A 24,934-nucleotide genomic window follows, 5' to 3' on the forward strand; every position below is an offset into this window, starting at 1 on the left:
CTGCTTGCTGGAGATTGCTTCGCTTTGCTCGCAATAACGTGATCAGGTCCTGGCGGGCGGGGCTGCCGCAGGCTTCGTCGGAAGGGGCAGCGCCCCAGCCGGTGGCGGAACCGGCGATGCCTTCCCCTCGAACGCGGCGAGACGCCGCAGCGCATCGGCGCGGACATTCGCCCAGAAGAGGGTGATGTCATAGACATGATAATTGTTGCCGGGCAGCACATAGCCCGCGACGACAAAATGCTGCGCCGCATCGGCGTCGCCGATCAACAGGAAGCCGCGATCGTCGTCGCATTTGGCGCCGACCTTGCCGGTGATGAGGTCGCCCTTGCGGAAGCCATCGGACGGTTTCAGCGTGCCGATATTCGCCTCCGGTCCGGCGGCGGCATCGGGCGTCCCGGTGAGCGGGTTGGTGCAGAGCATGCGCGTGCCCGCGCGCGGGCGTCCATCGAAGCCGATTGTGCCGTCATATGCGCCGGTGACCATCGAGGTGTCGGCGGGCTCGGCAAAGCTTGCCCAAGACAGGATGCAGCCCTTTTGATCGGGCGTATCGCAGGCGGGCAGGCCGAGCGCGGCCATATCGGTGTCGCGGCTGATCGGCCAGCCGATGACATAAGCGGCCACGATGCGCTTCGCGAGCGGCGTGCCCGCGATGCGGTTCTTGAGCAGCGTCGTCAGATGCAGCGCGCCCTGGCTATGGCCCGCAAGAATGATCGGCTTGTCCTTGGGAATGGCGGCCAGAAAGGCGTCGAACGCCTGTTCGACGTCGCGGTAGGCGGCGTCGATCGCCTTGCCCGCCGTGACGCGGTCTTCGGCCAGAAACGCGCCAAGCGTCGCCTGGCGATAGCGCGGCGCCCATATGGCGCCCGCATCGCCGAATGCGCTTGCCATGCCGCGCACGAACAGCGTGGCGCGGTAATCGGCGTCGGCATCGCCGAGCGGCGCGTTCCAGCTCGCCTTGCTGTAATAGCTTGTCGGGTGGACGAAAAAGACCGCCGCATCGCCGAGCGGAGCGATCGGTGCCGCTCCCGATGCTTCGGCCGCCTTTGCGGGCGCAATCAGCGGCCGTGCGCCCGGTTCAGGGGCGCTTGCTTCGCCGTCTTCCGCTTCGGCGGCGGGCGGCCGCCAGGCCGACGGGTCGTCGGGCAGGCCGGGGCGGGCGATCCACATTTTGGGATTGTCATAGGCGTTGGCCGCCACCGCCGCTTGCGGCACGAAATCGCTGCTCGGAACGAAGGCGACCCGCCCGAACCAGCCGGGATTGAGCTGATAGGCAATGCCGACGCCGAGTATCATCAGGATGATCGCGGCGATGAAATAAAGGAATTTGCGGGCCAAGTCGGGGCTCCATGCGGCGGGAGATACGGGTGCGCTATCTGGCTTGCGCCGCGCCATCAAACAAGCCCAGATGTGGGGTATGACCGACAGCATCGCAAGCGGCGCCGCGCCCGATTCGCCCGTGCTTTCCACTCGCCTCGACGACAGCGATCCGCCGTGGCCGCAGCGCCCCTGGGTCATGGCGGCGCTTTGCGCGACCGCGGGCCTGCTTTTCCACGCCTGCGTCGACCATGGCTATGGCGATCCACTTGACCGTTGGCGGATGGCGCTCGCGACCTTCGTCGCGGTCGCAACGCTGGTGTTCACGCTCGGCATGGAAATCCGCCGCGTGCATTGGGCCGCAGGCTTCGCGCTCCTGTGGGGCGCGATCATGGCGCTGATCGTGTGGAACGGGGCAGGCTATAATTTCGATGCCTCGCCCTTCGAATGGCCCTTCTGGTCGGGGTTGCTGGCGGTCCTGGTCGCCACGCCGCTCTTTCAGACGCGCCGCGACGTCGCGCCCGACGGACGGTTCTGGAAGCTGTGGCAGATGCCCTACGACCGGCTGCACAGCCACGCCTGGACCGACGCGGTGATCGGGGCGGCATCGCTGGCGTTCGTCGGCCTGTCCTTCCTGCTCACCGTGCTGATCGGCGAAATGTTCCACCTGATCGGCATCGACCTGATCCGCGAACTGCTGCGCGGCGAATGGTTCGGCTGGATGCTCGCGGGGGCAGCGTTCGGCGGCGCGGTCGGCCTGCTGCGGGAGCGCGACAAGCTCGTTGCGACGTTGCAGCGGCTGGTGATGATCGTGCTTTCGGTGCTGGCCCCGGTACTCGCCGCAGCGTTGCTGATATTTTTGCTGTCGCTTGTCGGGACGGGCCTGCAACCCTTGTGGCGCTCGGGCTTTTCGACCGCGGGGCTGATGATGGCGGCGGCCGCCTTTGCCGTGTTGCTCGCCAATGCCGCGATCGGCAACGGCCGGGACGAGCGCGCGGGCAACCGGCTGCTGCATATTGCCGCGGCGGCGCTGGTCGCGGTGGTTCTGCCGCTCGCGGTGATTGCCTTTTATTCGATGCACCTGCGCGTGCTCCAATATGGCTGGACGCCCGAGCGGCTGTGGGGCGTGATCGCGGCGGTAATCGCCGTCGCTTATGGCCTGTCGGGGCTGTGGTCGGTCATCCGCGGACGGCATGATTTCGACGATCTGTTGCGGCCCCTGCAACAGAAATTGGCGATCGGGCTGGTCCTGCTTGCAGGTTTCCTGGCGCTGCCCATCGTCGATTTCGGCGCGATCGCAACGCGCGATCAGCTTGCGCGGCTGGAAAACGGCAAGGTCGGTGCGGACAAGTTCGACTGGGCGGCGCTGGCGTTCGATTTCGGGCCGAGCGGGCGGCAGGCGTTGGCGCGTCTCGCCAAGTCGCCCGACAAGGCGCGCGCGAACCGCGCGAAAATCGCCATGAGCGCGAAGAACCGCTGGGACTTGGGCCCCGGCGATGACGGCGATGCGGCGAAAGTCGCCTATCGCGTGACGCCGCTCGCCGACAAGGTTCGCGTCCTGCCGGCCGGGCGGACCCTGATTCCGGAGGTCGAGAAGGCGATCGAGGATCAGCAATGGTGCCGCGACGCACCCTGCATTCTCTACTGGCTGTCGGACCAGCGCGTCGCGGTAATCGGACGGGGGCAGGCGCGTGTGATGATGCTCGAACGCGACGCCAAGGGCCGCTGGAGCCAGAATTATGCGTTCGAAGCTAGCCCCTCGCGCGGCGACACGGCGTTGACCGTCGACGATCTGGTCAAGGCGCCGGTCGAACTGCGCACGGTCCAGCGCCGACAGCTTTTCGTTGGTGGCAAGGCCGTGGGCGGCAATTTCGAATAGGGGCGTCACTGGATCTAGCCGCGCCGCGGCGGTCAGGATCATAGTTGATGCGGTGCGGCGAGGGTGCTAGCGGCGCTGCTTCTCCCGATAAGGCGACAGACATGGCAATCGATCAAGCAACAGTCCGGAAAATTGCGTCGCTCGCGCGCATCGCCATCACCGATGACGAAGCCGCAGCGATGGAAGGCGAACTCAACGGTATCCTTGGCTGGGTCGAGCAATTGGGCGAGGTCGATGTGACCGGCGTCGAGCCGATGACCGCCGTCATCCCGAACACGCTGCGCCTGCGTGACGATGTGGTTGATGCCGACCCGCTGACCGGTGGAGGGCGCCGCGACGATATTCTTGCCAATGCGCCCGAACCGCAGCACGGCTTCTTTGGCGTGCCGAAGGTGATCGAATGATACGCCTTGCTCTTTTTCCGTTTGCCCTGACCCCGGATCAAGTCCGGGGGAAGGGCCGTTCTTCTCTTCACCGTTCGAAAAATGAAGGACGGTGCTTCGACAAGCTCAGCACGAGCGGGTTTGGGAAATGACTGATCTTACGAATCTCACCGTTGCAGAAATTCGCGACGGCCACCGCGCGGGTGATTTCTCGGCCGTCGAAGTGGCCGAGGCGTTCAACGCGAACGTCGCCGCGGCCAAGGCGCTTAACGCCTTCATCGTGGAAACGCCCGACCGCGCGATCGAGGCCGCCAAAGTGGCGGATGCTGACCGCGCGGCCGGAACGCTGAAGCCGCTGTCGGGCGTGCCGATCGGCATGAAGGACCTGTTCGCGACGAACGGTGTCCAGACGACCGCCGCGAGCCATATGCTCGAAGGCTTTGTGCCGCGCTATGAATCGACCGTCAGCCAAAAATTGTGGGACGCTGGTTGCGGGATGCTCGGCAAGCTCAACCTCGACCAGTTCGCGATGGGGTCGTCGAACGAGACGAGCTATTTCGGCAATGTGATCAGCCCGTGGAGGCGCAACGACGGCGGTAATGCCGCGCTTGCGCCGGGCGGGTCCTCGGGCGGTTCGTCGGCGGCGATCGCGGCGCGGCTCTGCCCTGCGGCGACCGGCACCGACACCGGCGGTTCGATCCGCCAGCCCGCGGCTTTCGTGGGTATTTCGGGGATCAAGCCGACCTACGGCCGCTGCTCGCGTTGGGGCATCGTCGCCTTCGCAAGCTCGCTCGATCAGGCGGGGCCGATGGCGCGCGATGTTCGCGACTGCGCGATCATGCTCGAAAATATGGCGGGCTTCGATCCGAAGGACGCGACCAGCCTCGACCTGCCCGTGCCCAATTGGGAAGCGGCCTTGTCGAGCGATCTCAAAGGAAAAAAGGTCGGTATTCCCAAGGAATATCGCCTCGAGGGCATCGATCCCGAGATCGACGCGATGTGGGACGCCGGCATCGCGATGCTGAAGGATGCGGGGGCTGAGGTCGTCGAGATCAGCCTGCCGCACACCAAATATGCGCTGCCGACCTATTATATCATCGCGCCGGCCGAAGCCTCGTCGAACCTCGCGCGCTATGATGGCGTGCGCTATGGTTTGCGTGATCTGCCGCAGGGTGCAGGCTTGCAGGACATGTATGCCGCGACGCGCGCCGATGGCTTCGGGCCCGAGGTCAAGCGTCGCATCATGATCGGCACCTATGTGCTGTCGGCGGGCTTCTACGACGCCTATTACACGCAGGCGCAAAAGGTGCGGGCGCTGATCTCGCGTGACTTTAGCGCGGCGTTCGAGACGTGCGACGTGATCCTCGCCCCGACCGCGCCGTCGGCGGCGTTCGGTTTGGGCGAAAAGACCGCCGATCCGCTCTCGATGTATTTGAACGACGTGTTTGCGGTGCCCGCGAGCCTCGCGGGGCTGCCCGCGATGTCGGTCCCCGCGGCGCTGAACCGCGAAGGGCTGCCGCTCGGCTTGCAGATCATCGGCAAGGCGTTCGACGAGCAGGGCGTACTCAACGCCGGGTTGGCGATCGAGGAGCGTGCGGGCTTTACGGCGCGGGCGGAGAAGTGGTGGTGATTTAGCGGTGTGCTCCCGCGAAGGCGGGAGCCCAGAGCGGCCTAGCGCTGCCCCGCACTGGATCCCCGCCTTCGCGGGGATACAAGAAGGAACGAAGATGTCTGATTATCGCATCAAGGGCGAAACCGGCGAGTGGGAGGTCGTGATCGGCCTCGAGGTCCATGCGCAGGTCACCTCCAACGCCAAGCTGTTCTCGGGCGCCGCGACGGCCTTCGGGGCTGAACCCAATACGCAGGTCAGCCTTGTCGACGCCGCGATGCCCGGCATGCTGCCGGTGCCGAACCGCGAGTGCATCCGCCAGGCGGTGCGCACGGGCATGGCGATCGACGCGCAGATCAACAAATGGTCGCGCTTCGACCGCAAGAATTATTTCTACGCCGATCTGCCGCAGGGCTATCAGATTTCGCAGCTCTATCATCCGCTTGTCGGCGAAGGTTCGCTGACGATCGAGGCCGACGAAAAGGCCGGAATCGCCGCCGACAAGGTGATCGGCATCGAACGCATCCATGTCGAGCAGGATGCCGGCAAGCTGATGCACGATCAGCATCCGACGATGTCGTTCGTCGATCTGAACCGTTCGGGCGTCGCCCTGATGGAAATCGTGTCGAAGCCCGACATGCGCTCGCCCGCCGAGGCCGGGGCCTATGTCCGCAAGCTGCGCGCGATCCTGCGCTATGTCGGATCGTGCGACGGCAATATGGAAGAAGGCTCGATGCGCGCGGACGTCAACGTCAGCGTGCGCAAGCCCGGCGACGAATTCGGGACGCGCACCGAGACGAAGAATGTGAACTCGGTGCGCTTCGTCATGCAGACGATCGAATATGAGGCGAAGCGCCAGGTCGAGGTGCTGGAGGCCGGCGGCACGGTCGATCAGGAAACGCGCCTCTTCAACCCCGACACGGGAACGACGCGCACGATGCGGTCGAAGGAAGACGCGCACGACTATCGCTATTTCCCCGATCCCGATCTGTTGCCGCTCGAACTCGACGATGCGTTTCTTGCGGAATGCCGCGAGTCCTTGCCCGAACTGCCCGATGCCAAGCGCGCGCGCTACCTGGGGCTGGGCATTTCGGCCTATAACGCCGACGTGCTGACTGCCGAGGTCGAAAATGCCCGTTGGTTCGACGCGCTGCTCGAAACCGGCGCCGAGCCCAAGGCGGCGGCGAACTGGGTGACGAGCGAGCTGTTCGGCGCACTAAACCGGCTCGGCAAGGACATCGGCGATTGCCCCGTGACCCCGGCGCAGGCGGGCGAACTGCTCGGCCTGGTTGCCGACGGCACGATCTCGGGCACGATTGCGAAACAGGTGTTCGAAAAGATGCTCGAAACCGGCGACGGCGCCGCCGCGATCGTCGACCGCGAGGGCCTCAAGCAGACGAGCGACACGGGCGCCATCGAGGCGGAAATCGCCAAGGTTCTTGCCGCCAATGCCGACAAGGTCGAGCAGTATAAGGGCGGCAAGGAAGCGCTGTTCGGCTTCTTCGTCGGTCAGACAATGAAGGCGATGCAGGGCAAGGCGAACCCGCAGGTCGTGAACGAGCTGCTGAAAAAGGCGCTTTCCTGAAGGCGCTGGCGATGTTGGTAGGGGAGGGCGGCACCCTTAGTCGGCGGACGTCTTCCACACCGTCCGGCCTTCCTTCACCGTTTCCAGCACCCTGATGTCCTTGATGGCATCGACCGGCGTAGTCAGTGGGTTCTCGTCGAGGATCACGAAGTCGGCGAGCAGCCCGGCCTTTATACGGCCCTTGCGATTTTCCTCGAACACCTGCCAAGCGGGGCCGGTTGTAAGCGCCTGCAATCCTGCATAGGCGTCAAGTCGCTGGTCGGCGCCGCTGACGACGCCGGTGGGCGAGACGCGCGCCATCGACGTCCAGAGCATGAAGCGCGTGTCGAGCGGGGTTACGCTGAAATCGCTGTGGTTCGACGCGATGAGGCCCGCCTCGCGCGCGGCGCGAAAGGGGCTGATAAAATCGACCACTTCCTTCGGGAAATTGCTGCGGTGGACGTCGCCCCAATACCATGTGTGATTTGAAAAATAGGCGGGGCCTACTCCGATGCGGGCGTAGGCGGGCAATTGGTCGGGGCGCTGGAACTGCGAGTGGATGACGATCGGGCGGCGATCGTCGGCCGCCTTGATCCCCAGCGCATCGAAGCCCTTGATCGCCATATCGATCGCGGCGTCGCCATTGGCGTGGACGAATATCTGCCAGCCGCGGTCGTTGACCTTGCGGGCCAGCGTGTCGAACTCTTCCTGGCTGACGATCGGCTGCCCGTGCCATGGGTGGTCGCCGCTCGGGCTGCCGCGTTCGTAATCGCGCGTGAAATAGGCGGTCCGCGCCTGCGGGCTGCCGTCGAGGATGAATTTCACCCCTTCGATCTTCACATGGTCCTGATAGGTGCGAAATTGAATGTCGGGTTTCGCCAGCAGCGCGTCGAGACCGGTGTAGATCGGCAGCAGCGCAAGATCGATCTTGAGCCGCGCGCGGGCCGCATCGCTGGTGAAAAAGCCCAGGTCTGCGGGCGAGGTCGCGCCGTCCTGCGCATGGGTATAGCCCTCGGCGAAATAGCGCGCTTGCGCCGCATCGAGCATCGCGAGCTTCTGTTCCGCCGTCGGCTGCGGCATCGCGGGCAGCATCTGGTACATCGCCTTTTCGAGCAGCACGCCGTTCAGCCGTCCGGCGTCGTCGCGCAGCATCAGTCCGCCCGGCGGCGGCTGGCTTGCATCCGACAGCCCCGCCGCGGCGAGGGCCGCGCTGTTCGCGACGAGCCCGTGGAGCGAGATGTGCAGCAGGACGATCTTGTGATCGGGCGATACCGCGTCGAGCTCGGCGCGGGTGATATGACGCCGCTCTTTCAGCGCTTCGTCATTATATTGCCAGACGACGACCCAGCCGCCCTTCGGAATGGCGCGCCGCGCGATGAAATCGCGGACAACGCCTTGCAGGCTGGCGATGTCGGTGACGGGCGGTAGCGACTTGTCCCACAGGTCGAGCCCGCCCGCCATCTGGAGCGCGACGGCGAAATGCGAATGGGCATCGACGAAGCCCGGCAGCATTGTCGAGCCGGCAAGATCGTGGATCAGGGCATCCTTGCCGGCGGCCCGGCGCGCGCCCTTTTCATCGCCGACGAAAATTATCTTGCCGTCGCTGGCGACGACTGCCTTGGCCAGATGCGGCGTGTCGCCGTCCATCGTGACAATCGGTCCGCCGCGATAGATGGTCGGACGATCCTGCGCGCCCGCGGACTGCACGGTCAGCGCGGCGAAAAGCGCGAACGCTCCAATGGTCTTTTTCATAGCCCTCTCTCCCGCTGCCTTCTTGGCGGCGGGGAAGGGGGAGGGTCAAGCGCTTAGCAAACTAAATGTGCTGCGGCGGTGCTTCGTCGGGCCCGCGGCCAGGCTCGTCGATATCGCCGCCGCCGGGGCTTCCGGGTATTTCCTGCGGCTGCCCCGCGGGGTCCTCGTGCGGCGTCGGCTGCACCGGTCGTTCGGGTGGCGACTGCGGCTCGATGACATCGGGCTTGGGCTTGGGAAGGGGGTCGGGCAGGCTATTGGTGCCGCTGGTCATGATCGTCTCCTCAGACTCGATCAACCTATAGCCGTCTTCATCGTTCCGCTCACGGAATATCGCGGCCTTCCGCCCTTGCCCTCGGCCACGCGTCTGCTATAGCCCCGCCCGGCCCGCACGGGCGTGCGCGGCACAGCGCATGGATTCGTGCACCCGGCCGACAGCTCATGCGGGCGTGGCGGAATTGGTAGACGCGCTGGTTTTAGGTACCAGTATCGCAAGATGTGGGGGTTCGAGTCCCTTCGCCCGCACCATGTCCGCAAGAGCGAGGTCGGATAGAAGAACCCAGCTTTCGGGCCGGGTTTGCGATAAGAGATTTTGAGCAAGGATAAGACCAAGGCAATGAAGACCGTCGAAACGCTGAACGAAGGCCTGAAGCGCGAATATCGCCTGACCATCACCGCGAAGGACATCGACGCGCGCGTCGATGACGAAGTCAAGGCGATCGCGCCGACCGTGCGCATGCCCGGCTTCCGCCCCGGCAAGGTGCCGCCGAACCTGATCCGCAAGATGCACGGCGAAGCGCTGTCGGCCGACGCGCTGAACAAGGCGATCGACGCCGGCGTGCGCGATCTGATGACGAAGGAAAAGCTTCGTCCGGCGCTGCAGCCCGCTGTGAGCCTGGAAGACGGCTATGAGCGCGGCAAGGATGCCGAACTGACGGTTGCGCTCGAAGTGCTGCCCGAAATCGAAGCGCCGTCGATCGACGGGCTGAAGCTCGAACGCCTGACCGTCGCTGCCGACGATGCCGCCGTAATGGCCAAGATCGAGGAATTCGCGGCGCAGATGAAGCGCTTCGAAGATGCGCCCAAGACGAAGAAGGCCGCGACCGGCGATCAGGTTATCATCGACTTCGCCGGCAGCGTCGATGGCGTCGCTTTCGATGGCGGCACCGGCGAGGACATGGCGGTCGAAATCGGTTCGGGCCAGCTCATCCCGGGCTTCGAGGATCAGCTCGTCGGCGTGAAGGTCGGTGACGAAAAGACCGTCAAAGTCAGCTTCCCCGACGAGTATCCGGTCGAAAATCTGAAGGGCAAGCCCGCCGAATTCGCCGTGACGGTGAAGGAAGTGAAGGTTCCGGCCAAAACCGCGATCGACGACGAGTTTGCCAAGTCGCTCGGCCTCGAGAGCCTTGAGAAGCTCAAGGAGCTGATGCAGGGCCAGGTCGAACAGGAACTCAACGGCCTGACGCGCACCTATATGAAGCGCAAGCTGCTCGACCAGCTCGCCGCGAGCCACGATTTCGACGTGCCGCCGACGATGGTCGAAGCCGAATTCGGCCAGATCTGGCAGCAGCTCGAACATGAAGCGAGCCACGAAGCCGATCCCGAGGCGGCGAAGGCTGAACTCGAAAAGGATCGCGACGAATATCGCAGCATCGCGGTACGCCGCGTCCGCCTTGGCCTGCTCCTCTCGGAAATCGGTCAGGCGCATGGCGTACAGGTCAGCCCGCAGGAAATGCAGCGTCTGGTCATGCAGGCGGCGCAGCAGTATCGCCCCGAAGACCGTCAGCGCTTCGTCGAATATGTCCAGCAGGACGCGCTCGCCGCGGCGCAGCTTCGCGCTCCGCTGTACGAAGACAAGGTCGTCGACTTCCTGTTCGAAAAGGCGGAAATCAGCGATCGCGAAGTGACCCGCGAAGAGCTGGAAGCCGCGATCGAGGCTGACGACGATCATGTACATGGTCCGGGCTGTGGCCACGACCATGATCATGACGCCAAGCCCGCCAAGAAGGCGGCCGCGAAAAAGCCCGCTGCCAAGAAGGACGCGGTGAAGGAAGAAGCCAAGGCCGAGAAGGCCGAAGCTCCGGCCAAGAAGGCGCCGGCGAAGAAGGCAGCGGCCAAGGCCGACGCCGAGGAAAAGCCGGCAGCCGCCAAGAAGGCGCCCGCCAAAAAGGCCGCCGCCAAGAAATAAGCCTTATATCAGGTGAACAAAAAGGCCGGGCGGCGTTTCTCTGCCCGGCCTTTTTTGTCTCTGGCGGACCACAATGATATCGGCGGCGACGCCGTGCGCGGCGATCATTCTGTGGCGGCGTTCCTGAACGAGCTCATCGGTCCACCCGGCTCGCCAGGGTCAGATCACATCCATATTGTAGCAATGCCAGCTGAAGATGGCGGCGGCGCCGCGGTGGGGACGCCACGCCTCGCCGATTTCGCGGACGCGCTTCTCGCTCGGGCGTGCATCGAGGCGGAGGATGCGACCCACGGCCTCCTGCACCGCCAGGTCGCCGGCGGGCCAGATGTCGGCGCGCCCTTCGGCGAAAAGCAGGTAGATTTCGGCCGACCAGCGTCCGATGCCCTTGACCTTGGTCAGCAGCGCGATCGCCTCTTCATCGTCGGCGGGGAGGGCGGCGAAGTCGAGTTCGCCATCGAGTACGAGCTGCGCCAGACTTTTGGCATAGCCCTGTTTTTGCGCCGACAGTCCGCAGGCACGAAGGGCATCAAACTCCGCGGCCGCCATTACCTCGGCGGGGCAACCCGCCCCGAACCCCGCCTCCAGCTTGTTCCAGATCGAGGTTGCCGCTGCAACGCTGACCTGCTGGCCGACGATGGTACGGAGCAACGTCGTATAGCCGGGCTCACGGATGCGCGGTTCGGGATAGCCGGCATTGCCCAGCGCGCGCGCGAAATTCGGCTCGCGCGCCGCAAGCGCATCGATCCCGGCGTTCAATTGCTCCTGCGACAGCCCCATCGATATTCTCCTTTTGTTCTGAAGGCCGTCATTAGCAACGCTTGATTTGCCGCGCAACGCACGACATAGCCCAGCCGAATCGAAACTATGGGGACGAGCATGGCCAAGCTGATTGTCGTGACGCGCGACGGAACCGAACATGAAATCGAGGGCGATACCAGCCTGACCGTGATGGAAAATATCCGCGACGCCGGTTTCGACGAACTGCTCGCGCTGTGCGGCGGCTGCTGCTCGTGCGCGACCTGCCACGTCCATGTCGAGGCGGGCGACGCCGCGGCGCTTCCGGCGATGAGCGAGGACGAGAATGATCTGCTCGATTCGACCAGCGACCGCGACGACACCTCGCGCCTGTCGTGCCAGATTCCGTTCAGCGACGCGCTCGACGGGCTGAAGGTGCGGATCGCCGCCGAGGATTGATCCCATTCGTCATCCCGGCGAAGGCCGGGATCTCGACGGTTCAGCTATAACGCGAAGTTGAGACCCCGGCCTTCGCCGGGGTGACTGCTCATGGGCTCAGGCTCCAGCCGTCGCGACCGCGTAGAGTGCGATCGCCGCAGCGTTCGAGATGTTGAGGCTCTCCATCCGTGGCGAGATGGGGAGCTTTGCCAGCACGTCGCAATGTTCCATGACATTGTGGCGCATACCGTCGCCTTCGGACCCGAGCACCAGCGCGACCTTGCTGCCGTCCAGCGTTGCGCCCAGCGTCGTTTCGGTGTCGCCGGTCAGTCCGATTCGCCAATATTGCGCTTCGGCGATTTCCTCGAGCGCCCGCGACAGATTGACGACGCGCACCCACGGCACAGTTTCGAGCGCGCCCGATGCCGAGCGGGCGATCACGCCGCTTTCGGGCGGGCTGTGACGGTCCTGCGTAACGATCGCCGCGGCGTCGAAGGCCGCGGCGGAGCGCAGCACGGCGCCGATATTGTGCGGATCGGTGACCTGGTCGAGGACGACGATCGGCCGCTTGCTCTCCGCATCGACTTCGTCCTGCAAAAGATCGCCGAGATAGATTTCGTCGAGCGGATCGACCTCGATCACCAAGCCCTGATGCGGAGCATCGCGCGCAACGAGCCGCGCCAAGTCTGCAACGTCGGCAAAACTGATGGGAACAACCGGCGGCAAATCGAGCTGGCCGAGTGCTTCGCGCGTCCCCCAGATTCGCTTGACGCGACGTTCGGGGTTGGCGAGCGCGGCCAGAACGGCGTGGCGTCCCCAGAAACGGACGCCCTGACCGCGCGGAGTCTGCCCCTGCGGGCGGCGATGACGGGAAAATTGTCTCATAGCGGCGGCCTTTCCCATGACTGCCATTGACAGGCAAGACTCCTTTCGCCATTGGACCGCTTCCCAACGCGGACCCCATGGACAGGTGGCCGAGTGGTTAAAGGCAGCAGACTGTAAATCTGCCCGGGTTTCCCGTACGCTGGTTCGAATCCAGCCCTGTCCACCACCCTCAGGTCCGAGGGCGTCCACAGAAACCCCGCAGACGTCAACGCCGTGCTCATCCCCGACGGCGTATCGGAGGAGCAGGCGCTCCTGATGACCGACGCGCTTGCGACCGCATGGTTCGGCGCGCGCAGCCCCGATATCTTGCCGGGCAGCAGCGTCGCGGTAATCAGGCTAGGGCCGATCGGGCTGATGGTGATCGAGCGCCTCCATCATGGGCGCGCATATCGCCTATGCGATCGACCCGGTCGCCGAGCGGCGTGTGCTGGCGGAGGAGGCCGGCGCTATTGCGCTCCATCCGGGCGAGGCGGTCGAGATGATCCGCGAGGCGACTAAGGGGCGCAAACCCGACTGCGCGATTGCGGTCTTTGAACGCGATGAGACGGTTGATCTCGCGCTGCGCCTCGTCCGCGCGCGGGATACCGTTTCGGTCATCGGTGTGCAGCAATCGCGACGCTACGCCTTTCCGCTTGAACTTTTTTGCAGCGGGCCTGACGTTCAGGGCTGGGACGTGCTCGGTCCCAGAGGAGCTTCCCACCCTGTTCCCGCTGGTGCAGGCGGGACGCCTGCGGCCCGAGAAATATATCAGCCACCGTTTTGCCATTGAGCGAAGGGGCCAAGGCGCATCAGTTGTTCGATACGCGAGATGGCGGTGCTATCAAGTTGGTCCTGACCCCAGGCTAGGCAATCCCGCCGCAATCGGGGATTTACTCTAACCCGATTTAGGTGGCGGTGCATTGATCCCCTGTCGAGACGGTCCGGCAATTGCTGGATGAGGCTGGCGGCGGCTGCCGGTCATCGCGTTTCAGCCTTTGCGGATTTCATCAGGCGCTCTGCGATCAGGCGGTCGAACCAGCGATTATCATGACTGGGGACGATCACCAGCGCCGGTTCGCGAAGATGCAGGTCATGGAGCCCGCGCAGCTGCCGCAAGACTTGGCCGCGCTTTTCCTTGGGATCGAACATGAGCCACTGCAGGAATCGCGGGCGGGTGCGCAGTTTCGTGATGTCGTCAAAACTCCACGCAATGTCTCCGATGAAAAGATATTCCCTGCCGTTGGCGAGGCGAACGAGAATGATGATGCTGCCCGGCGAGTGACCTGGCGCAGGAACGGCCGCGATCCCGGGCGCAATATGCGTGGCCCCGTCGATTGGCGTGGCCGCGAGGGAGCCGATCGCCTCTGCGATCGCTTGGGACCCGCTATGACGAAGGAGGCCGTAGCGCTGCGCTTCGGGAAAGCGAAATCGATCGGCGAATGCGCCGAACGCAGGATGACGCACGACCGCCATGACATGGTCCTTATGTTCATGGGTCAGGATCACTTGATCCGCCTGAGCGATCCGGTCGAGCAGCAGGGCGTAAGCCGCGTCGTCAAATCGCGCCGCAGCCTTGTCACCAATTGCCATCGCAGTCTGGCGATCCGCGGCCGCATCGATCATTACGCGGCTGTCCCGATAGCGGATGCCGAACGCGGTGTAGGCCATCTCGAATTTGCCCAGGCCGCCTCCGGCTTCCACCGCGAACATCGGCGCTATGCCCTGCCCGGTACGATAAAGTTCGACTTCACGGGGCAGATGCCTCGCATCATCTGCGGCGATCGCCGTGCGGAGCGCCTCGAGCGGTATCGCATCGTCCGCCTCTCGCGGCGCGCGGCTGTCGAAGACGTACCACCAGATTGCAGCGACGAGGGCGATGCCCAAAAGCGTGATTGCAGTCTTGACCATGACGGCTCCTCTGATTGACGAACCCCGCATGACCGATTGCGATATCGTCGAAAAATATATTATATAGACGCATGGTATAGGACAGGCCTATGGATCTCCGTTCGCTGCGCTATTTCGTCGCCTCCTTCGAAGAGGGTTCGATCAGCGGTGCCGCACGCCGCTGCAATGTGGCGCAACCGTCGGTGTCGCACGCCGTGCAGAAGCTCGAAGCCGTGCTCGGGGCCCAGCTTTTTCAAAGATCCGTGACTGGGCTGACACCGACACCCGCGGGGATCGCGTTCGCGAACCGCGCCCGCGCCATCCTCGCCGATGTGGCCGGACTCAAGGCGAGTATCAGCCGGAAAGAGGCGCCTGCGGCAATCGTGCGGCTTTTCGTCCACCCGACCGTCGCGCTGCGAAAGCTCGCTTGCATTTTCGAAGCAATCGGCACCGGCCCTGAAGTCGATCTGCGATTGGTCGCGGATCGGGGCGAGGCCGATCTCGCGATCGTTCCCGGCGAGGGCGATCGCCGCGAACAACCCCTCTGGGCGGAACGTTATGAATTGCTGATGGCGGCGAAGGATCCGCTTGCGCGGCGCGAACGGCTCCGGATTGCCGATCTCGTCGGCATGCGGATGATCGCGCGGTGCGCGTGCGAGCGACCGCACATCCTCCCCAGAGACGTGATCAAACCGATCATCGTCGCGCAGGCACATGACGAAGAGAGCGTTCTGGCGCTCGTGTCGGCCGGCATCGGTTTGGCCGTCGTTCCTGGATATGATTCAGACACTCCAGAGATCGTGGCCCGGCAAGTGGAAGGGTTCGCCGTCGAACGATGGGTCGTTGCAGTCGGCAATCCCGCGTTGGTGGAACGTGCGCGGAAGGCCGTACGGGACGCTCAACTGCCCTTGTCGCTCTAACCGGATTGTCGACCGGGCAGGCGTGACGCCACGATGTCCCCATTTCGCTGACGAATTGGCGCCGCGTTGCGAGACGGTCGGCCTTCATCCGCAGGTCCGATATCCTCACCTGACGCACGCAGGCGGGGGTCCTCGCTCGCCGGGAAGCCGAACGCTGTGGATATCCTCCTTAGCCGGCGAACCGCCGACAACACTAATGGACGAGATCGCCAACATCCTGCGCCCGGGCGCGACGGCGCAAATAGCGGGTAAGTTCTGCGCCATGGGCGTTATAGATCGCCTCAACGCGCGCGCCGGCGCAAAGGGCATTGCCAATCGTCAGGTGGCAAGGGGTCGCATTCCGCGATGCCGCACCTGCGTTGCTTCTCGTCGAACTCTTTCTCGGCGACCGGTCCGATGCGAACGTAATTGTTTAACAGTCCCTGATCGCGATGCATCTTGCGCGCGCGGACCGCCGACCCCTATCAGTCTTCACGCATCGGCTAACAAAGGTGGGAATGATACATGCGGCAGCCTGGTGGGGAAGGCACTATAACACGGTTTTTTATCGCGGCTTTGCTGGCGTCGTTCGCGATTTTCGCGCCTGCGGCCGCGGCGCAGACGCCATCATTGTTCGTTGATACCAGAAGTACGACGGTAGAGGCTGCCGGCAGGCTGAATGGACCTGCCAAAGACGATGCGCTTTTCCTTGCCAGGTTTCCCTCCGCGTCGTGGCTCGCTTATGGTTCACCGGATATCGTCGAGGCAAAGGCGCGCGATATCGTCAGCCGCGCCTTGGCAGCAAGGCAGGTGCCGGTTCTGGTGGCCTATAATATCCCCTATCGCGATTGTGCGCTCTATTCGGCGGGTGGGGCGGCCGACAGCGGAGCCTATCACGACTGGATCGGCGGGCTGGCGCGCGGGATCGGAGACCGTCCGGCGATCGTGATTTTGGAACCGGACGGGCTTGGCGTCATTCCATGGCATCGGACGCTTACCGGCGAATTCGAGGGTTGCCGGCCTGAAGGGCAGGGCGAAGCCGCGGCGGCGCGGCGCTATGAGGAACTGCGCGGCGCTGTCGCGATCCTGTCTGCGCTGCCGAACGTTCATATCTATCTGGACGGCACCGGCAGCGGGTGGCTGGCGCCCGGAGAGATCGCCGTTCGGCTGATCAGGGCAGATGTCGCCAAAGCCTCGGGCTTCTTTCTCAACGTCTCGAATTTCGAGAGCGATGACCGCATTATCCCCTATGCGCGGTGGGTGAGTGACTGCATTGCGCTAGTTACCAGAGGCGGACTCGATCCGCGCGAATGTCCAAGCCAGTTCAGCCCGGCAAGCTTCGAAAATACCGCAAGCTGGAAGATGACCGATGCTGCCTATGATCGGCTCTTTGCCAGGCTGCGACTGACGCGCGCGCCCGATCGGCAAAAGCATGCGGTGATTGATACGAGCCGCAACGGCCAAGGGTCGTGGTATCCACCCGCCGGCAAATATCGCGATGCGGAGGTCTGGTGCAACCCTCCCGGTCGCGGACTGGGACGACTGCCCTCGCTGGAAAGCGGGAACCGCTATGTCGATGCCTTCCTGTGGATCAAGGTGCCCGGTGAATCGGACGGCGCGTGCCTGCGCGGAACGGCGGGACCCGTCGATCCCGAACGTTCGGTGGAGGCGCCGCCCGCCGGGCAGTGGTTTGCAGCGCAGGCGCGTGAACTGATCGGACTGGCCAATCCGCCGCTTGCCTCCGAATGAGTCGCTTGTTCAGGCGGCGGCGGGTGCCGCGGTCGACGCGCGTACCAGCAACTCATGCGCGTGGTCGCGCCGCTCCGGCCCCGCAAAATCGCCTTTTTGGTCGATAGAGGCAATCAGCCGATCCGCGGCGTCCCAGGCCATTTGGCGCACCGGCTGGTTGACGGTTGTAAGTTGCGGCCAGGCGGTACGCGAGACTTCCGAATTATCGAACCCCGCCACCGAGAGGTCGGCGGGGACCGAAAGGCCAAGATCGCGCGCGGCGGCGACGGCCGCCGCGGCCATATCGTCATTCTGCGCCAGGATTGCGGTGGGACGCGGCGACAGCGAGAGCAGAGTCCGCGCGACGCGGTAGCCGACGTCATAGGTGAAATCGCCGGTGACGATCAGCCTGTCGTCGATAGCCGCGCCCGCTTCGTCGAACGCGCGTCGATAGCCTTCCATCCGGCCCATGCTGGCCGCGTGCGAAGGATCGCCAAGGATGATGCCGATGCGCCGATGTCCAAGCGACAGGAGATGGGCCGCTACGTCTTGGCCCGCAGCGACTTCGTCCATCGTCACCACGATGCCGCGATCGAGTTCGCGGTGGGGCGTGATCCGCGCATAGGGCAGCTTCTGCCGGTCGAGCATGGCGAGTAACAGGGGCTGGTCGCAGGCGGGGGGCGCAAGGAGGACGCCATCGAGCCCCGCGCGGAGCAAAAGCTTCCCCAGTTCTTCCGGACGGCTCGCGACATGGTTGAAGGGAAGGACAACCAGCCGGTAGCGCCCGTCCTCAAGACGCCCGAGCGCGCCGTTCTGCAGGTCGACGACATAGCTTGGGCTCGGACGTTCGTAAGTGAGGCCGATGAGAAAGGAGCGGCGTGCAATCAGGCTCTGCGCGGCGAGATTGGGATGATAGTCGAGTTCGGCCGCCGCCGCCTTCACCTTTTGGCGAACGGCCTCGCTCACATGGGGAGCGTCGTTGAGCGCGCGCGAAACAGTCTTGGGCGTGACGCCGGCGACGCGCGCGATATCGACGATGGTAGTTCGCTTGGAAATCGGCCCCTCTCCCCGCTGCGCCAGAGCACCGATTACGGTCCGATGCCATGCAATCTCACTGGTCTTAGCGGCTGGCTTGACATCTGTCGATGTCTAACGGTAAACGTTGACTGAGAATCGGTAAACGTTGACATAAACGGGGAGAGGAAATGAACTTGCCGCGCGGCGCTGTCATGGCGCTTGGGTTCACGTCGCTTGCAGCGCTGACCATTCCCCATTCGGTTACGGTCGCGGCCGCCCAGGCGCCGGTTGCGGATTCCGTCTCCGCCGCTCGGGCCAATCCCGCCAACTGGCCTGCGCGGCCTGCGACGCTCGCTCTCAACCCCGCGGTCGAGCGACGCATCGATGAACTGCTCGAGGCGATGTCGCTTGAGCAAAAAGTGGGCCAGATCATTCAGGCGGATATCGGAAGTGTCACGCCCGATGACGTCTACCGCTATCATCTGGGTTCGGTGCTGAACGGCGGCAATTCCGATCCCGGCGGCCGCTATAATGCGCCAGCGAAGGATTGGCTTGCAGCCGCCGACGCCTTTTACGCCGCTTCGATGAGACCGAATGGCAAGTTGCCTCGCATTCCGGTGATCTGGGGCAGCGATGCCGTTCATGGGCACAATAATGTCGTGGGCGCGACGCTTTTCCCGCACAATATTGGCCTCGGCGCCGCCCGCAATCCCGACCTCATCCGCCGCATTGGCGCGGCAACCGCAATCGAGATGCGGGTCACCGGTCTTGACTGGACCTTTGCGCCGACGCTCGCGGTTGTCCGCGACGATCGTTGGGGACGTACCTATGAAGGCTTTGGGGAAGCTCCCGAGATCGCGACGAGCTACGCCGCGCCGCTGATCGAAGGACTACAGGGAAGGATCGGTGACAAGGACTGGCTCCGCGGCCCGCATATCATCGCGACCGCCAAACATTTCCTCGGCGACGGGGGAACGCACGGCGGCAAGGATCAGGGCGATGCCGAGATGCCCGAGGCGCAGCTGCGCGACCTCTTCAGTCCGCCCTACCTCCCCGCTCTCGATGCGGGCGTCCAGTCGGTGATGGTCAGCTTTTCGAGCTGGAACGGCGTCAAGATGCACGGCAACCGGTCGTTGCTCACCGGGGTGATGAAAGAACGCTGGAACTTCGACGGCTTCCTCGTCGGCGACTGGAACGGACATGGTCAGGTCGCGGGATGTACGGCGACCGATTGCGCGGCGGCGGCCGTTGCCGGGCTCGACATGTATATGGCGCCCGACAGCTGGAAGGATCTGTATCGCACTACGCTCGCGCACGCGCGCGACGGGACGCTCCCGATGGCCCGGCTCGACGACGCGGTTCGACGCATTCTTCGGGTCAAGTTACGCGCCGGCTTGTTCGAAGCGGGCAAGCCCTCGGACAGACCCTATGGCGGACGGTTCGAGCTGCTCGGGAGCAAGGAGCATCGGGCCTTGGCGCGCGAGGCGGTGCGCGAATCGCTCGTCCTTCTCAAGAACGCCAGCGGTCTGTTGCCGCTGAAGCCGGAGGCGACGATCCTTGTCGCGGGCGACGGCGCCGACAATCTTACCAAGCAGACCGGCGGCTGGACACTGAGCTGGCAAGGCACCGGAACGAAGCGCAGCGATTTTCCCAACGCCGAGTCGATCTGGGAAGGCATCGCGGCCGAGGTCAAGGCTGCCGGCGGGTCGGCAATGCTTTCGCCCGACGGACGCTATACGAAAAAGCCGGATGTCGCGATCGTGGTTTTCGGCGAAGATCCTTATGCGGAGTTCCAGGGCGACCGGCCCGACGTCGGCTATGACGACCCCAAGAGCCTCGCGCTGCTGCGTTCGCTGAAAGCCGATGGTGTGTCCACCGTGGCGGTGTTCCTCTCGGGGCGTGCGATGTGGGTCAACCCGTTCCTCAATGCCTCGGACGCCTTTGTTGCAGCTTGGCTGCCGGGTTCGGAGGGCGGCGGCGTGGCCGACATGCTGTTCGGCAAGGCCGAATTTCGCGGCAAGCTCCCCTACAGCTGGCCGAAGACGAGCGACCAGACCGCGGTCAATGTTGGCGATGCGGATTATGATCCGCTGTTTGCCTATGGCTTCGGTTTGACCTCAACCGACAACGGCGACCTTGCACCGCTGTCGGAAGCCCGCGCCAGCGACGCCGCCGTGGACCCCGGCGTTCTTTTCGCCGCCGGAAAGCCTGGTAGCGGGCGGCGCCTGTTGCTCGGAGCACCCGGGGCGCTTTCCACCACTCCCGGTCCACAGCTCATCGAAGCGCGCGGCGCCGACCGCGCCGCGCAGGAGGATTCGGTGCGCCTTCGCTGGACCGGCGCGGGGACAGCCGTCGCGGCGATCGTTCAGGATTCGCCGACGGATCTTTCGCGCCAGTCGAACGGCGATCTCGCGCTCGAGCTGGACGTCAGGGTCGATACGCCGCCGTCGGCCGAGGTGAGCCTCGTGATGGGCTGCGGAGCGCAATGTGCTGGCGGTTTTCCGCTTCGTGCAATGCTCAACGAGGCCGCGAAGACCCGGAAATGGACGCGGATTGCGATCCCGCTTCGCTGTTTCGAGAAGGCCGGCGTCGACATGGCGCGCGTCGAGACGCCGCTCAGCATCACAACCTCGGGAAAGCTTGATCTCATTCTGTCGTCGGCGCGGATCGTCTCGCCGTCAGGGCCGGTGCTGCAGTGCAAATAAAGAGTGATAAAAGGGAGGATGTCATGAACAGGGGTAAAATTTCAGGAGCAATGTTGCTGGCGCTGATGTCGACGACGGCAGCGATTCCCGCCTACGCCCAGACCGCGGGAGCAGAAGATCGGGCGAGCGGCGACAACGACGAAATCATCGTCACCACCAATCGGCGTGCCGAAGATTCGCAGGATGTCTCGGGCGTCGTCCAGGCGCTTGGCGCCGAACAGCTGCGGCAGGACGGCATTTCCGAACTGCGTCAGCTTCAGGTTGCCATCCCCGGATTGAGCATCGCCAACCAGGAAGGCAATGTCGAAATCTTCATCCGCGGTGTGGGGTCGGCGAACAACACCGAATTGGGTGACCCGGGCGCTGCGCCGCATCTCAACGGAACCTATATTCCGCGTCCGCGCGGGCTCGGGCTCATGTTTTACGATCTCGACCGGGTCGAGGTGAACAAGGGGCCGCAAGGCACGCTCTACGGCCGGAACGCACTCGCCGGCACGCTCAACATCATCACCGCAAAGCCGCGGCTTGGCGAGTTCAGCGGCTATGCGCAGGCCGAGATCGCCAATCGCTCGTCCTATGGCGCCGAGGGTGCGATCAACATTCCGCTTGGCGAGACTTTGGCGCTGCGTGCCGCGGGCTATTATATCAACCGTGATTATGGCTTCAAAAATGTCTCGACCGGCGCCGAGGCGCGCGATCTGAAGCCCGCTGGTCTTGAGGAAAATTATGCCGGGCGCCTTTCGCTTCTCTGGGAGCCCAGCGATCGCTTGAGCGTCTCGATCGTCGGCGACTATGGCAAGGAAACGGGAACCGGCTATCCGGGTGCCAATATCTTCAGCGCCGTCGTCGGCAGCGGCCTGCGCCCCGACAAGCTGAACCTCAAGCATGTCGTCTATCGCGGCCTTCAGGGCGATATGGAGAATGAGCTCTGGGGCATTCAGGGCAAGATCAACTACGATTTCGGGACCTTCGGCGCAGAGCTCACCGGCAGCTATCGTTCGGTCGACTTTTATCAGGTCAATGCCTCAAGCGACGGTATCGATTATCCGGGCCGCGATCTGTCGGCAGTCCAATATGACAATTATTCGGGCAATTTCTGGCAGACCCGTTCGAAAAGCCAGGTCTATGAAGCGCGTCTGTTCGCGAACGACGATCAACGCTTCCGCTGGAACCTTGGGGCCTTCTATTTCAAGGAAGATCAGGCGGTGGGCTATCTCGCGCTCGCCGACCGCGGCTTTTGCTGCTATTCGGCGACCGAGTTCGTAATGCCCGACGTCAAGGGCGAGAGCTATGCTTTCTACGTTGACGGAACCTATGACGTCGCGGACCGGCTCCGCTTCCTCGCCGGCATTCGCTATACCGACGAGCGCAAATCGCGCTACGGCATCGGGGGCAACTGGGCCCTGACGCTCGGCGGTGAAAATTTCGACTGCTGCTTTGCCACGCGCATCGGCACCGAAGGTTTCCGGCCGGCGCTGCTGGACCGCCCCAATTTCGACGTCTCGAATATCACGACGCCCCAAGGCATGGCACAATTTCTCATCGAAGGCGTCAAGACGCCGGGTTTGCGCGACACGCTGATCGCGCAGATCGGTGCGATCGCGGATGGCACCAATCCCAACGGGACCTGCATCGATCGCCCCGACATCGACAATGGCTTCGTCAATTGCCCGACGCTCAACCCGTCGGATCGCAACGGCGGCTTCAGCTACGCCAATTTCACCATTCCGGGGCAGCAGATCGGAAGCTCGAAATTCAATTATGTCGATTGGCGCGCCGGCATCGAATATGATCTGAGCGACGATAACATGCTCTATGCCAAGGTTTCGACCGGTCACAAATCGGGCGGTTTCAACGACAGCTTCGACGGATCGCCGATCCCCGAGACCTTCAGCCCCGAAAAGCTTCTCGTTTACGAGATCGGTAGCCGCAACAGCTTCGACATGTTCGGTCGGCGCGGCGTCTTCAATCTGACCGGCTTCTATTATGACTATACCAACCAGGTGTTTCAGGACCTGACCTGCATCAACCTCGATACGACCCAGCAGCCACCGGTCTGCAATGGCTATTCGCTGGTCAACCGCAACATCGGCGCATCGCGCATCTACGGGGCGGAGGCCGAGATGCGTCTGCGCTTCCCGGGTAATTTCGGTCTCGACATCAACGCGGCCTATCTCGACACAAAGATCACCCGCGGCATCGTCGCCGATGCCCGCGCGCAGGATTTCGGCGCCGGCGGCAACTCGCCGCTGATCAGCCTCGTCGGCAACCGGCTGCCGCTGGCCTCGAAGATGAATGTTAGCGCGCGGCTGTCGCAATGGTTCGACGCGGGGCCCGGCCGCCTCGATTGGCAGGCACTGCTCAACTATCGTTCATCCTATTATCTCAGCCAGTTCAACGAAGCCGACATCGTCTTCCTCGACGGAACGCGCCAGACGGCGTTCGCAGCGGGCTTTCCCGACCGCCAGCAGGGTTATGTCACGCTCAACCTCGGAATCGGTTATACGATCGACAATTTCCGCATCGAGGCCTGGGCGAGCAATTTCCTCAACGAGGAGGTGTCGCAAAAGGCGCTCGTGGGCTCGTCGCTCAACATCCGTTTCCTGAACGACGCGCGCACCTACGGTCTTCGCGTTCGCGTGAACTTCTGATCGCTGGCAAGGGCCGCCCCGCGCGTCGTCGGCGCGGGGCGACTATATTATGGTGCGAAGCATGGCTAGATGGATGAGGCGACCGGTTGCATCGCGCAAGCCGGCGCTTGGGCATGGGGGCAGGGGTGGCGAGCGAAACCCGAACGGCGGACGAGCGGCAGCCGCTCGCATTGCTGTTTCTCTACGCGCTTGCCTATGCCGGGGCCGTAATCGCCTATACTCCCTTTTTGATGCTGCTGCTCCCGATGCGGGTGGCCGAACTGGCGGGTGCGGCGGATATTCGCTGGCTGGGCTATATTTTGTTCGCCGGTGCCCTCGCGGCAAGCGTGTCGGCGATCGCGTCGGGCTGGCTCAGCGACCGGACGCGGAACCGGCGCGGCTGGATCGGAGCCGGACTCGCCCTGTCGGTCGCGCTCCAGCTTTCGATGGCGCATTTTACCAGCGTGGCAGCGCTGCTTTGGCTCGTTGTTGCCTGGCAGTTCGCGCTAAACCTCATGTTGACGCCGCTGATCGCATGGGCGGGCGACTTTGTCCCCGATCGGCAGAAGGGCCTTCTTGGCGGTCTGCTCGCGTTCGCTCCCGCGCTAGGTGCTTGGTCGTCGCTGCTCGTGGCCCGCGAGACCCCGGCGAGTTTCGCGGACAATTTGTGGCTTGTCTCCATGGTCGCCGTTGCCGCCATGCTGCCGCTCCTGGTCGCTGGCCGGCCACGACCGCTGCCGACCGATCCGGGATCGGTGGACATCGTTCAAGCGCCGCGGCGCAAATCGGCCGCAGCGATACGAATGTGGCTTGCGCGCCTCGCGATGCAGGTGCCTGGTGCGGCGCTCGCCTCTTATCTCTATTTCTGGCTCCGCGCGCTCGATCCGGCGATGACCAATCGCGAGAAGATGCTGCTCTTTGCCATCGGTCTGTCGCTGTCGATTGGCGCCGCGATGGCGCTCGGCCGCTGGTCGGACCGGCGCGATCGCCCCTTTGCCGTTCTGGCGTTGCTTGCGGCATGCACCGGCCTGCTGCTCGGCGCGATGGCGGCGGCGCCATCACCGGGGTTGGCCAAGCTCGCCTACCTGCTCTTCAGCGGCGCCAGCGCTGCCTTTCTTGCGCTCCACGCCAGTCAGACGCTGCGCGTGCTTCCCGACCCCGCGCGGCGCGCGACCGGGATCGGTTTGTTCAACCTGACAAACACCGCACCGTCCCTGATCATGCCCTGGATCGCGATCGCAATCGTTCCCGATTTCGGATTCGCGGGTCTTTTTTTGCTGCTGGCGATGCTGGCTTTCATCGCCGCGGCATTGCTTGCGGCGATGCCGCGGGGCGCCCATTGATG

General features: G+C 64.0%; 19 protein-coding genes and 2 tRNA genes. 14 read left to right on the top strand and 7 right to left on the bottom strand.

Annotated features, from left to right (window positions below; genetic code table 11):
* Window positions 1-42 precede the first annotated feature (42 nt).
* On the bottom strand, window positions 43-1,335 hold the full coding sequence (locus tag ATE59_RS05980) for a DUF3089 domain-containing protein (protein ID WP_058811576.1): 1,293 nt from the start codon (window positions 1,333-1,335) through the stop codon (window positions 43-45).
* A gap of 79 nt (window positions 1,336-1,414) precedes the next feature.
* On the opposite strand from ATE59_RS05980, the gene ATE59_RS05985 reads away from it, so the two are divergent.
* From ATE59_RS05985 to gatB, 4 genes are all read left to right on the top strand, one after another.
* On the top strand, window positions 1,415-3,193 hold the full coding sequence (locus ATE59_RS05985; protein WP_058811577.1) for a DUF4153 domain-containing protein: 1,779 nt from the start codon (window positions 1,415-1,417) through the stop codon (window positions 3,191-3,193).
* Between the two features lie 101 nt (window positions 3,194-3,294).
* A complete protein-coding gene (gene gatC / locus ATE59_RS05990; protein ID WP_058811578.1) occupies window positions 3,295-3,597 on the top strand; it encodes an Asp-tRNA(Asn)/Glu-tRNA(Gln) amidotransferase subunit GatC in 303 nt (100 codons plus the stop codon).
* Window positions 3,598-3,724: 127 nt separating this feature from the next.
* The gene (gatA, locus tag ATE59_RS05995) at window positions 3,725-5,206 is read left to right on the top strand and encodes an Asp-tRNA(Asn)/Glu-tRNA(Gln) amidotransferase subunit GatA (RefSeq protein ID WP_058811579.1); all 1,482 of its coding nucleotides are present in this window, start codon (window positions 3,725-3,727) and stop codon (window positions 5,204-5,206) included.
* Window positions 5,207-5,303: 97 nt separating this feature from the next.
* Entirely contained in the window at window positions 5,304-6,770 is a 1,467-nt protein-coding gene (gene gatB, locus ATE59_RS06000; protein WP_058811580.1) for an Asp-tRNA(Asn)/Glu-tRNA(Gln) amidotransferase subunit GatB, read from the top strand.
* Window positions 6,771-6,806: 36 nt separating this feature from the next.
* On the opposite strand, the gene ATE59_RS06005 is transcribed toward gatB, so the two are convergent.
* Both ATE59_RS06005 and ATE59_RS06010 read right to left on the bottom strand, forming a co-directional pair.
* Window positions 6,807-8,501 carry an amidohydrolase gene (locus tag ATE59_RS06005; protein ID WP_058811581.1) on the bottom strand — a complete coding sequence of 565 codons (1,695 nt, stop codon included), beginning with the start codon at window positions 8,499-8,501 and terminating at the stop codon, window positions 6,807-6,809.
* Between the two features lie 61 nt (window positions 8,502-8,562).
* Window positions 8,563-8,772: a hypothetical protein gene (locus ATE59_RS06010; RefSeq protein ID WP_058811888.1), complete on the bottom strand. Its 210-nt coding sequence runs from the start codon at window positions 8,770-8,772 to the stop codon at window positions 8,563-8,565.
* Window positions 8,773-8,941: 169 nt separating this feature from the next.
* Here ATE59_RS06010 and ATE59_RS06015 point away from each other — a divergent pair.
* A tRNA-Leu gene (locus ATE59_RS06015) sits at window positions 8,942-9,026 on the top strand.
* An 88-nt stretch (window positions 9,027-9,114) separates the two neighbouring features.
* Entirely contained in the window at window positions 9,115-10,686 is a 1,572-nt protein-coding gene (gene tig / locus ATE59_RS06020) for a trigger factor (RefSeq protein WP_003043576.1), read from the top strand.
* A 159-nt stretch (window positions 10,687-10,845) separates the two neighbouring features.
* Here tig and ATE59_RS06025 read toward each other — a convergent pair whose 3' ends face one another.
* On the bottom strand, window positions 10,846-11,463 hold the full coding sequence (locus ATE59_RS06025; protein ID WP_058811582.1) for a DNA-3-methyladenine glycosylase family protein: 618 nt from the start codon (window positions 11,461-11,463) through the stop codon (window positions 10,846-10,848).
* A 99-nt stretch (window positions 11,464-11,562) separates the two neighbouring features.
* Between ATE59_RS06025 and ATE59_RS06030 the strand changes: the two genes are divergently transcribed.
* Window positions 11,563-11,880: a 2Fe-2S iron-sulfur cluster-binding protein gene (locus ATE59_RS06030; RefSeq protein ID WP_003043571.1), complete on the top strand. Its 318-nt coding sequence runs from the start codon at window positions 11,563-11,565 to the stop codon at window positions 11,878-11,880.
* A 96-nt stretch (window positions 11,881-11,976) separates the two neighbouring features.
* Here ATE59_RS06030 and rlmB read toward each other — a convergent pair whose 3' ends face one another.
* Window positions 11,977-12,744 carry a 23S rRNA (guanosine(2251)-2'-O)-methyltransferase RlmB gene (gene rlmB, locus ATE59_RS06035; protein WP_058811583.1) on the bottom strand — a complete coding sequence of 256 codons (768 nt, stop codon included), beginning with the start codon at window positions 12,742-12,744 and terminating at the stop codon, window positions 11,977-11,979.
* Between the two features lie 79 nt (window positions 12,745-12,823).
* Between rlmB and ATE59_RS06040 the strand changes: the two genes are divergently transcribed.
* Window positions 12,824-12,910: transfer RNA gene (locus ATE59_RS06040), tRNA-Tyr, on the top strand.
* Window positions 12,911-13,120: 210 nt separating this feature from the next.
* A complete protein-coding gene (locus tag ATE59_RS06045; RefSeq protein ID WP_058811584.1) occupies window positions 13,121-13,513 on the top strand; it encodes a zinc-binding dehydrogenase in 393 nt (130 codons plus the stop codon).
* Between the two features lie 188 nt (window positions 13,514-13,701).
* On the opposite strand, the gene ATE59_RS06050 is transcribed toward ATE59_RS06045, so the two are convergent.
* Window positions 13,702-14,631, bottom strand: coding sequence for an MBL fold metallo-hydrolase (locus tag ATE59_RS06050; protein ID WP_058811585.1), 930 nt, complete (start codon window positions 14,629-14,631; stop codon window positions 13,702-13,704).
* 89 nt (window positions 14,632-14,720) lie between these two features.
* Here ATE59_RS06050 and ATE59_RS06055 point away from each other — a divergent pair, with 89 nt between their 5' ends.
* Entirely contained in the window at window positions 14,721-15,530 is an 810-nt protein-coding gene (locus ATE59_RS06055; RefSeq protein ID WP_003043560.1) for a LysR family transcriptional regulator, read from the top strand.
* A gap of 609 nt (window positions 15,531-16,139) precedes the next feature.
* The gene (locus ATE59_RS06060) at window positions 16,140-17,258 is read left to right on the top strand and encodes a glycoside hydrolase family 6 protein (protein WP_231737194.1); all 1,119 of its coding nucleotides are present in this window, start codon (window positions 16,140-16,142) and stop codon (window positions 17,256-17,258) included.
* A gap of 9 nt (window positions 17,259-17,267) precedes the next feature.
* Here ATE59_RS06060 and ATE59_RS06065 read toward each other — a convergent pair whose 3' ends face one another.
* Complete coding sequence (locus ATE59_RS06065) at window positions 17,268-18,347, bottom strand: LacI family DNA-binding transcriptional regulator (RefSeq protein ID WP_156416718.1); 1,080 nt, start codon at window positions 18,345-18,347, stop codon at window positions 17,268-17,270.
* A gap of 95 nt (window positions 18,348-18,442) precedes the next feature.
* Between ATE59_RS06065 and ATE59_RS06070 the strand changes: the two genes are divergently transcribed.
* From ATE59_RS06070 to ATE59_RS06080, 3 genes are all read left to right on the top strand, one after another.
* Entirely contained in the window at window positions 18,443-20,959 is a 2,517-nt protein-coding gene (locus ATE59_RS06070; RefSeq protein WP_058811587.1) for a glycoside hydrolase family 3 protein, read from the top strand.
* A 23-nt stretch (window positions 20,960-20,982) separates the two neighbouring features.
* The gene (locus tag ATE59_RS06075; protein ID WP_058811588.1) at window positions 20,983-23,610 is read left to right on the top strand and encodes a TonB-dependent receptor; all 2,628 of its coding nucleotides are present in this window, start codon (window positions 20,983-20,985) and stop codon (window positions 23,608-23,610) included.
* 125 nt (window positions 23,611-23,735) lie between these two features.
* The gene (locus ATE59_RS06080) at window positions 23,736-24,932 is read left to right on the top strand and encodes an MFS transporter (protein ID WP_231737195.1); all 1,197 of its coding nucleotides are present in this window, start codon (window positions 23,736-23,738) and stop codon (window positions 24,930-24,932) included.
* Window positions 24,933-24,934 lie beyond the last annotated feature (2 nt).

It is taken from the genome of Sphingopyxis sp. A083, from assembly GCF_001468495.1.
In the GTDB taxonomy this organism is placed as follows: domain Bacteria; phylum Pseudomonadota; class Alphaproteobacteria; order Sphingomonadales; family Sphingomonadaceae; genus Sphingopyxis; species Sphingopyxis terrae.